Below are 7,691 nucleotides of genomic sequence, written 5' to 3'. Positions count from 1 at the left end.
CGAAGCTGTTTTGCGGAATATCGGTTATTAGGGGTTGAATGAAATACATAGTAAGAAAGAGGTGTTGGGTTTGGCTTTATTGGAAGTGGAATCGTTGACAGGCGGTTATACGCGGAAACCGGTATTGAAAGATGTCAGTTTTTCAATCGGCAAAGGTGAACTTGTCGGGCTGATCGGGTTGAACGGTGCCGGAAAAAGTACGACGATCAAACATATCATTGGAATCATGCAGGAAAAATCCGGAGAAATCCGGCTTAATGGAAAAACGTTCCAGCAAGACATGGATGCATACCGTTCGGCTTTTTCCTATATTCCGGAGACGCCGGTGCTATATGAAGAATTGACTTTGCGTGAACACCTGGAGCTTACGGCGATGGCTTATGGCCTCGACAAAGATGCTTTTGAGAAACGTTCCGCTGATCTTTTGAAGGAATTCAGAATGGAAAAAAGGCTGAAATGGTTTCCGTCCCACTTTTCAAAAGGAATGCGCCAGAAAGTGATGATCATGAGTGCCTTTCTTGTGGACCCTGATCTTTACATTATCGATGAACCGTTTGTCGGGCTCGATCCACTTGGCATCAAATCGTTATTGGATCAGATGGAACAGCAGAAGAAGAAGGGGGCATCAGTTTTGATGTCCACCCATATTCTTGCCACTGCCGAAAAATACTGCGACCGGATCATTCTGCTGCATAACGGAAGGGTGCGGGCAATCGGGACGATGAATCAGTTGAGAAAAGAATTCCAGATGCCTGACGCAACGCTTGACGATCTCTATATCGCGATGACCGAGGATGATGACCATGAAGAACCTGCATGATGTCTGGTCCAGGCGGCTGCAGCGTTATACGCTGGAAGTGCAGAATTACTTCAAATATATTTTCACCGGCCACATTGCGGTAGTCCTGCTGTTTGCGATTGGAGCAGCCGGTTATGCATACAGCGACTGGGTGCAAAATGTGCCGCCTGACTTTCCTGCCGCCTGGATACTTGCCGGCATTTTTGGCATCCTGCTGGCCTACAGCCCGCCATCGACATTATTGAAGGAAGCGGATATGGTATATTTTCTGCCGCTCGAAAACAAGCTGGATGAATTTCTGAAACCGGCGCGCCGCTGGTCCTTTGTGTCTCAGCTTTATTTGCCGGTCGTTGCTTTCGTTGTTTCGCTGCCGATGGTCAATGCACTGTACGGATTGGATACTTCTTATCTGATCGGTTTTCCATTGCTGGTTCTGATCATTAAATGGTGGAACATCCAGACCGAGTTTTCGTTCAGAAAAGCTTATTCGGGCCATAGAGTCTGGGCGGACCGGCTTGTCAGATTTGTTCTTGCTGCAGCTTTCACTCTTTTTTACGTTGATAATCTGGTGCTGATTGCCGCCTTATTGCTGTTCGCGATGATCGTCTACGGCAAATGGGTGCAGCAGCGCGCAGCCGGTCTGCCGTTTCCTTACGAGCATTTCGTCCGGCTGGAAGAAAATCGCATGCTCCGTTTTTATCAGTTTGCAAATTACTTTACAGATGTTCCGCAGATTAAAGGCAAGATCAAGCAGCGCAGCTGGCTGAACTGGGTTTACAGAATCATCGGCAACAAGCCGAAAGACGCCCATTATTATCTTGTATGGCGGACGTTCATCCGTTCGGATGAACTGTTCTATCTGTGGGTCCGGCTGACGCTTCTGGCAATGGCCGGCGCCTGGCTCATTCCATTTCCGATTGCCGCAGCCATTTTTGCTGCAGCACTGGCTTTCGCTTCAGCAATTCAAATATGGCAGGGGCTGAACCAGACCCAGCATTTCCGGATGGACAACCTTTTTCCGCTGTCGGCCTTCTCGAGGCAGCAGGCCGTGAAAAAACTGATCTTCATCGTTCAGATGCTTCAGGCTTTGCTGGCCGCAGCTGTCCCGCTGTTTACAGGTGACTACATGACTGCCGGCATCATTTTTGCAGTGATGCTTGCCGTTTCGTATGGCACGTTAATTTCTGCCGGCAATAAAACAAAAAAACAGTTATGAAAAATCCCGTTTCCATGGTCACCTGGAAACGGGATTTCTGTTTTTATTGATGGGCATTCAGCGCTGCACTGCCGAGCGTTTTTGCCGCAACCAGCATGGCTTCTTCCTTGAAGTCGAATTTTGGGTGATGATGCGGGTAAACTTCGCCTTCCGGCATTGCACCAGTAAGGAAGAAAGTGCCAGGAACCTTTTCAAGATAATAGGCGAAATCTTCTCCTATCATGAGCGGCGGCGTGTTATACAGTTCTTTTACACCCGGGACCTGTTCAGCGACAGCTTTTAAATACAACGTTTCCTCTTTGTGGTTCACGAGAGGGGAGTAGCCGCGGTTGTATGTAAATTCATACGTGCACCCGGCGGCCAGGCAATTGCCGTTGATGACGCGTTCCATTTCCTGTTCCATGAGGTCCCGTGTTTCTTCAGTGAACGTCCGGATCGTGCCTTTCAGAATCGCCTGATCTGCAATGATATTAAACGGGTTTTCCGCTACAAATGAGCCGACAGACAAGACGGCAGACTCCAGCGGGTCGACGCGGCGTGACACGAGCTGCTGCAGATTCATGACAATCTGCGAACCCAGGACGATGGCATCCCGTGTATTATGCGGCATGGCGCCGTGCCCGCCGCGGCCCTGAATTTTTAACGTGAAGCTGTCGGCTGCCGCAATGATCGGCCCGACACGGTAATCGATCCGGCCGAATGGCGTCATTGACCACAGGTGGGTGCCGTAAATTTCATCGACGCCATCCAGCGCTCCGTCTTTAATCATCGCCAGCGCTCCGCCCGGAACCAATTCTTCGGCATGCTGATGGATCAGGACGTAAGTTCCGGGAAGTTCGCGCCTCATGCTGTGAAGAATTTTGCCGAGTACGAGCAGAGTGGCCGTATGGCCGTCGTGTCCGCAGGCATGCATGACATTCGGTATTCTGGATTTATAGGGCACGTCTTTTTGGTCCTGTATGGGAAGTGCGTCAAAATCGGCCCGCAATGCAATTGTTTTTCCAGGTTTGGCTCCGCGTATGATTGCAACAACGCCATTGCCGCCGACATTATGCCGGACCTCAACACCCAATTGCTCATAATAATGGCGAATGTAATAGGCTGTTTTTGTTTCATTGAATGAAACTTCGGGGTGCATGTGCAAATGCCTCCGGATATCGACCATTTCAGGATAAGCTGTATCCAGCTCCGTGTATAATTTCTCCAGCACCAATAAAATCCCTCCTAAAGATATGTATTATTCAGTAAATAATAACATAAAAAAAGAGAGCGAACCCCGCTCTCTTTTTCATTAATAAGTAAAGTTCAGATATGATGCGACAAAATAGATGACAACGATGACGAGGGATGGCAATGAATATGTCAGTATGGACTTGCTGTTTTTTCTGGCCAGCAAATACAGAGCCAATAATGACATGATCAATACGCCTGTAGCGATGATCATCGTAGCACCCGGTGTGGCGGCAGCGATTAAATTGCCGTCGCGGTAAACTGGATCTGACAGAGCCAGGATGATCATGTTGAAAATATTCGATCCCAGGATCGCACCTACAGCCATATTGACGTTATTGAGGCGGAGGGCAACAAATACGGCAATCGCTTCCGGCAATGATGTTGCCGCAGCAATCAGGAAACTGCCGATGAAGCTTGAACCGATGCCGGTGATGACGGCAATCTGATCACCTGTGATGGATAATGCTGTACCGGCTCCCAGGATAACAAGAGCTCCTATGATAAAGCCGATGATTGCAGCTTTGGCGGAAAGTCCGGCACTGGGGTTGTCCGGCTCTTCTTCTTCCTCAGCGGCAGCTTCTGCTTCAGGGTCAAGATTAGGCAGCTTGTTGAGGAGCACCATACCGACGATATAAGTGACTGCGATGATCAAAGCATCAAGGCCGACGCCAAGGATCTGTGTATCAATTCGAAGCCAAAGCGCCATCATGACCAAAATGGTCAATAGAATACCCAAAAGGGCAGTATAGATATTATTGCGTGAAGCGCGGTCCAAAATGCGGCGCTTGCGCAGCAGGAAATCGAATCCTGCCAAAATGAACAGGTTGAACAGGTTGGAGCCGATCATATTTCCGACGGCGATATCGGCATTGCCGATGGCTGCCGCTGAGAAACTGGTGGAAACTTCCGGCAGGGACGTGGCACCCGCCAGCAGCAGCGTACCGACCATCATGCCGCCCATTGCTGTTTTTTCACTGATAACATCCGCGTACTGTGATAATTTGATCGATGCATAGACGGTGATGATGCCGGCTATTAAAAAATATACAAAAACCAATTAAATTTCCTCCTGTTCCGGTATGTAATCACTCTGCCCAAAAGCAGAGCCTGTGCATCAGTCTTCTTCAGGCTTCGCGCGATACGTTGTGATATACGAAGATCCTGCGAAGATATTCACCGGATTGGCTGCCGGTGCGCCTTCCGGTTTGGAATGGGCTTTTGAGAATGCCTGGGATTCCTTCCATTTTTCAAAGAAAACAGGAGATTCCCATTCCGTCAACACGACATAGGTATCAGAATCGAGTGGCCGCAGGACCCGGAATGCGACATAACCCGGTTCGTTTTCAATTGCTCCAGCGCGGTTTTTGAAACGGTGCTCGAAAATCGGGCGCCCTTCATCAGTTACTGGAATATTGTTGAAAACAAAATATCCTTTCTCCTTGAACTCACCTGTGCCGTCCACCACTTCGTAGCGCCGGGGTGATTGGAAAACCGTCTTGCCTTCGGTTTCGTGCAGGACAAGCGTAGTGTTCTCACCCTGCATGACGACCATATTTTCTTCGGGATATTTGTCGCGCATCTTTTTCATGTATTCATAAGTTCCCGTTGTCATGAATAGATTCATTATAATCCCTCCCATTATATAATACAGTATAACTTTCCCTGAAAAAAATTTCAGCAAACTTCTTTGTCGAACTGGTGAAGCCATAAGCGTCTAATTTATGACATTTGCCCGCACAATCTATACAATGGAAAATAGAGCGTCTATAGTATATACGGATATAGGAACGATATGCAGTGGATGATAAATATGGAAGGGAAGTTTTTATGATGGCTTTTAACGATACTTATCTTAAAGCGACAAGAGGAGAAAAGACGGATCACGTACCTGTCTGGTTTATGAGGCAGGCTGGACGTTCACAGCCCGAGTACCGCAAGATCAAGGAAAAATATTCACTCGAAGAAATTACGCATCAGCCGGAACTGTGTGCTTATGTGACAAAATTGCCGGTCGACCAGTACAACGTCGACGCAGCAATTCTGTACAAGGACATTGTTACGCCGCTGCCTGCAATCGGAGTGGACGTAGAAATCAAAGCAGGCATCGGTCCGGTGATCGATAACCCGATCCGCACAATGGAAGACATCAGCCGTCTGGGAGAGATCAACCCGGAGCAGGATGTCGACTATGTGCTGAAAACCATCAAATTACTGACAGAAGAGCAATTGGATGTACCATTGATCGGATTTTCCGGCGCGCCGTTTACTTTGGCAAGCTATATGATCGAAGGCGGCCCTTCGAAATCATACAATAAAACAAAAGCGATGATGGTGTCAGAGCCGCAGATGTGGTTCGCGCTAATGGATAAACTGGCAGACACGATCATTCCGTATGTGAAAGCGCAGGTTAAAGCAGGAGCGAAAGCCGTTCAGATATTTGACTCCTGGGTCGGCGCATTAAACGTGGAAGATTACCGCATTTTCATCAAGCCGGTCATGGACCGCATCTTCAACGAGCTGCGCAGCGAAGGCGTACCGTTGACAATTTTCGGTGTGGGTGCGACGCATCTTGCAAACGAATGGCATGACCTGCCGGTGGATGTAGTCGGACTGGATTGGCGTCTGCCGATCTCTGAAGCACGCGAGAGAGGTTTGACAAAACCGTTGATGGGGAATTTTGATCCAGCGTATCTGTTGGCGGATTGGCCAGTAATCGAAGAACGCGTGAAAAACATCCTCGATATGGGCATGCAGGATGATGGCTATATTTTCAACCTGGGGCACGGCGTATTCCCGGAAGTAAATCCGGATACATTGAAACGCCTGACAACGTTTGTGCACGAATACAGTGCAGCTTATAAATCACAAAAATAATCGACTAAAAATTTCTGAGGTGATTTGACAATGAAAAAGACAATGGGTTTATTGGTGATGGCATACGGAACTCCTTATAAAGAAGAAGATATTGAAAGATATTATACGCATATCCGCCGCGGCCGCAAGCCGAGCGAAGAAAGTCTGGTAGACCTCCGGAGCCGCTATAAAGCAATCGGTGGGCTTTCTCCACTGGCAAAAATCACAAAAGATCAGGCGCAGGCACTTTGCGACCGCCTGAATGCTGTGCAGGACGACATCGACTTTAAAGTGTATTTGGGCTTGAAGCACATCGAGCCTTTCGTGGAAGACGGAGTCGAAGCGATGAAACAGGACGGCATTACGGAAGCAGTTTCCATCGTTTTAGCGCCTCACTTCTCGACGTTCTCTGTAAAATCGTATAACGGCCGCGCTGCAGAAGCAGCTGAAAAAGCAGGCATCAAGCTTACTTCAGTTGAAAGCTGGTACACAGAACCTAAATTCATCCAGTACTGGAGCGAAAAAGTGCGTGATGCATTCGCTGAAATGTCCGAAGAAGAACGTGCGAAATCGTGCCTGATCGTTTCCGCGCATTCATTGCCGGAGAAAATTATTGCAAACGGCGACCCGTATCCGGAGCAATTGAAGGAAACAGCTGACCTGATTGCCGAAGCTGCGGGTGTTGAAAATTACGAAGTCGGCTGGCAAAGTGCCGGCCAGACACCGGAGCCGTGGATCGGTCCGGACGTACAGGATCTGACCCGCGACCTGCACAGCGAAAAAGGTTATAGTTCTTTTGTTTATACACCTGTGGGCTTTGTTGCAGATCACCTGGAAGTGCTTTTTGACAACGACTATGAATGTAAAGTCGTATGTGACGAAATCGGTGCAGTTTACCGCCGTCCTGAAATGCCGAACGTTCATCCCCTGTTCATCGACGGAATGGCTGATACCATCATGAGAAAATTGGCTGGAAAATAAATCGGATGAAAAAAATCATACTTATGACTCTATTTTCCGGCCTCCTGCTGCTTGCAGCCTGTGGAGAAGAAAACTCCGATGCTGATGCAGGCAGAAGCGCCGAAATAATCGAGACTGAATTCAATTCACCTGAAACTGCGGAACCCGGTGAAGCCATGATTATATCTGTAACAGTGACGCAGGGGAATGAACTCGTTGAAGACGCAGATGAAGTGGTTTACGAAGTCTGGCAGTCAGGCCACCGCGTCGAAGCTGAAATGCTGACGGCTGAACATATCGGTGACGGCGTCTATGAAAGTGAAGTTGAGTTCGATGAAGAAGGGCTTTATTTCGTCCAGGCTCATACGACTGCGCGCTCACTCCATGTAATGCCGAAACAGGAAATCATCGTCGGCAATCCGGATCCGGAGTCCATAATTCCGGATGACAGTGACGATTCAGACAGTAATGTGGATATGGATGGCCATGGCCATTAAACGAATTTCATAAAAACAAAAAGGCAGGCGCACGTGCGCCTGTCTTTTTGTTTACATGTATAAAAGAAAAGATGAAGGAGTGGAAAGAAACGATTGCTTTTCTTTCCGGCGCACGCTTTCCGCGGGCTCGCGC

The 7,691-nt window shown here is 48.4% G+C and carries 8 protein-coding genes; 5 read left to right on the top strand and 3 right to left on the bottom strand.

Features of this window, described 5'->3' with window-relative positions; translation table 11 throughout:
* Window positions 1-70: 70 nt before the first annotated feature.
* Both KW93_RS02695 and KW93_RS02690 read left to right on the top strand, forming a co-directional pair.
* A complete protein-coding gene (locus KW93_RS02695) occupies window positions 71-820 on the top strand; it encodes an ABC transporter ATP-binding protein (protein ID WP_033541422.1) in 750 nt (249 codons plus the stop codon).
* A complete protein-coding gene (locus KW93_RS02690) occupies window positions 804-2,015 on the top strand; it encodes an ABC transporter permease (RefSeq protein WP_033541421.1) in 1,212 nt (403 codons plus the stop codon). Before KW93_RS02695 ends, KW93_RS02690 begins: the two co-directional genes overlap by 17 nt.
* A gap of 43 nt (window positions 2,016-2,058) precedes the next feature.
* Here KW93_RS02690 and KW93_RS02685 read toward each other — a convergent pair whose 3' ends face one another.
* The 3 genes from KW93_RS02685 to KW93_RS02675 form a co-directional block, all read right to left on the bottom strand.
* Window positions 2,059-3,225 carry an amidohydrolase gene (locus KW93_RS02685; protein ID WP_033541423.1) on the bottom strand — a complete coding sequence of 389 codons (1,167 nt, stop codon included), beginning with the start codon at window positions 3,223-3,225 and terminating at the stop codon, window positions 2,059-2,061.
* Between the two features lie 81 nt (window positions 3,226-3,306).
* Window positions 3,307-4,305, bottom strand: a complete 999-nt coding sequence (locus KW93_RS02680; protein WP_033541420.1) for a sodium:calcium antiporter — start codon at window positions 4,303-4,305, stop codon at window positions 3,307-3,309.
* A gap of 57 nt (window positions 4,306-4,362) precedes the next feature.
* Window positions 4,363-4,872: an antibiotic biosynthesis monooxygenase family protein gene (locus KW93_RS02675; protein WP_033541419.1), complete on the bottom strand. Its 510-nt coding sequence runs from the start codon at window positions 4,870-4,872 to the stop codon at window positions 4,363-4,365.
* Between the two features lie 206 nt (window positions 4,873-5,078).
* Between KW93_RS02675 and hemE the strand changes: the two genes are divergently transcribed.
* Genes hemE through KW93_RS02660 form a run of 3 tightly spaced genes read left to right on the top strand, consistent with a single transcriptional unit; the run spans window position 5,079 to window position 7,558 of the window.
* Window positions 5,079-6,122 (top strand): uroporphyrinogen decarboxylase, encoded by a 1,044-nt coding sequence (hemE, locus tag KW93_RS02670; protein WP_081986915.1) that lies wholly within the window; start codon window positions 5,079-5,081, stop codon window positions 6,120-6,122.
* A gap of 30 nt (window positions 6,123-6,152) precedes the next feature.
* Entirely contained in the window at window positions 6,153-7,082 is a 930-nt protein-coding gene (gene hemH / locus KW93_RS02665; RefSeq protein WP_033541417.1) for a ferrochelatase, read from the top strand.
* Window positions 7,083-7,087: 5 nt separating this feature from the next.
* A complete protein-coding gene (locus KW93_RS02660; protein WP_033541416.1) occupies window positions 7,088-7,558 on the top strand; it encodes a FixH family protein in 471 nt (156 codons plus the stop codon).
* Window positions 7,559-7,691 lie beyond the last annotated feature (133 nt).

The organism is Planococcus sp. CAU13 (assembly GCF_000775575.1).
Classification (GTDB): Bacteria; Bacillota; Bacilli; order Bacillales_A; family Planococcaceae; genus Planococcus.
The sequence above is the reverse complement of the archived record's forward strand: the minus strand, read 5'-3'. Positions and strand labels throughout refer to the sequence as shown.